This window comes from Psychrobacter sp. AOP30-A2-5, from assembly GCF_052378115.1.
Classification (GTDB): Bacteria; Pseudomonadota; Gammaproteobacteria; order Pseudomonadales; family Moraxellaceae; genus Psychrobacter.
On the sequence record NZ_JBQSXK010000049.1, the window covers coordinates 1 to 1854 of the forward strand.

Annotated in this window: 2 protein-coding genes; both read left to right on the forward strand. The window is 37.9% G+C overall.

What is annotated here, in order from left to right:
• The first annotated feature begins 40 nt into the window (after positions 1-40).
• A complete protein-coding gene (locus ACT3S4_RS14265) occupies positions 41-781 on the forward strand; it encodes an SDR family oxidoreductase (protein ID WP_004647740.1) in 741 nt (246 codons plus the stop codon).
• Positions 782-853: 72 nt separating this feature from the next.
• The gene (locus ACT3S4_RS14270; RefSeq protein ID WP_444761296.1) at positions 854-1852 is read left to right on the forward strand and encodes a zinc-binding alcohol dehydrogenase family protein; all 999 of its coding nucleotides are present in this window, start codon (positions 854-856) and stop codon (positions 1850-1852) included.
• Positions 1853-1854 lie beyond the last annotated feature (2 nt).

A 1854-nucleotide genomic window follows, 5' to 3' on the forward strand; every position in this document is an offset into this window, starting at 1 on the left:
CCATCAAATATGATTGACAGATAGGTTGAAGGTTACTTGTATGAATAATATAGAAAATAAAGTTATTGTTATCACTGGTGCAAGTAGTGGTTTAGGTGAAGCTACTGCTCGCTTACTTGCTAAAAAAGGTGCAAAGGTTGTACTTGGTGCTAGACGTACTGAAAAATTAGAGGCGATTGTTCACGACATTCGTGCTGAAGGTGGTCAAGCTGAATTTATTGGTATGGATATAACCAAACCACATGAAGTACAAGCACTTATTGAAAAGGCATTAAGCGCATTTGGTCAAATCGATGTATTGGTAAACAATGCTGGATTAATGTCTATTGCACCATTAAGTGAGCTAAAAGTTGATGAATGGGATCGTATGATCGACATTAATATTAAAGGTGTTCTTTATGGTATAGCAGCTACACTGCCTGTTTTCCAAAAACAAAACTTTGGACACTTTATTAATCTCGCATCTGTTGCAGGGATAAAAGTATTTAGTCCAGGAGGTACTGTTTATAGCGGTACTAAGTTTGCTGTAAGAGCCATCTCTGAAGGACTTCGTCATGAAGTTGGGGGAACAATTAGAACGACGACTATTGAGCCTGGTGCAATTGAGTCAGAACTAAAATTCGGTTCTTCTCATAAAGAAAGTTCAGAGTTTGTTACTGATTTCTACAAACAAGCCATACCAGCTGACTCAGTCGCTCGAGCAATTGCTTATGCAATTGAACAGCCTGCGGATGTAGATATTAATGAAATTGTTTTGCGCCCAACGAGCCAAGAGTTTTAATGATTGAATAACATAAAATGGGAGCACTTCGCTCCCATTTTTACTATATTTTTTAAAGTTGAGGACAAATCTATGAAAGCCGTATCGTATGTTATGAATAACCATGATGATTTTAAAAATTCATTGGTAGATATTGAAAAAGCGAAGCCTAAGCTTAAGGAGCGTGATGTACTGGTAAAAGTTCAGGCAATCTCTGTGAATCCAGTTGATACCAAAGTGAGAAAAAATTCGTCTGAAGCAAATAATCGTATTTTAGGTTGGGATGCCGTTGGGGAAATTATTGAAGTTGGCTCAAAAGTTACCTCGTTTAAAGTAGGAGATTCTGTTTGGTATGCTGGCGATTTAACCCGAGATGGTAGTAATGCTGAGTATCAAGCAGTCGATGAACGAATTATTAGTCTTAAACCCATTACAGTATCTAATGCAGAAGCAGCAGCATTGCCATTAACTGCAATAACGGCATGGGAAATGCTGTTTGATCGGTTTCAAATTTCAGAAACAGAAGTTGGCAGTATTTTAATTATTGGTGGTGCAGGTGGTGTAGGATCAATCGCTATCCAACTCCTAAAAGCAAAAACAAATCTGACCGTTATAGCAACAGCTTCACGTGAAGAAACGAAATCTTGGGTGGAATCACTTGGTGCCGACCATGTCATTGATCATAGCAAAGATTTAAATGCACAAATCGAGACACTAGGCATTGCAAAACCAAAATACGTATTCTCTACAAATCATACAGACACCTATATCGAGCAAATAGTTTCTCTGATTGCACCACAAGGCAAGCTTGGATTGATCGATGATCCACAAACCTTTGATATTATGCTGTTTAAGACTAAATCTATTTCTATCCATTGGGAGTTGATGTTCACCCGTTCAATGTATGAAACCGATGATATTGAAAAGCAAGGTGATCTGTTGCAACAGGTTGCCCAATTAGTTGACCAGCAAAAAATTAGAAGTACCCTCAACCAAAATCTAGGCAAAATTAACGCTTCAAACTTGGAGAAGGCGCATAAGTTACTTGAATCAGGCAAGTCAAAAGGCAAAATTGTACTAGAAAACTTCTAAAA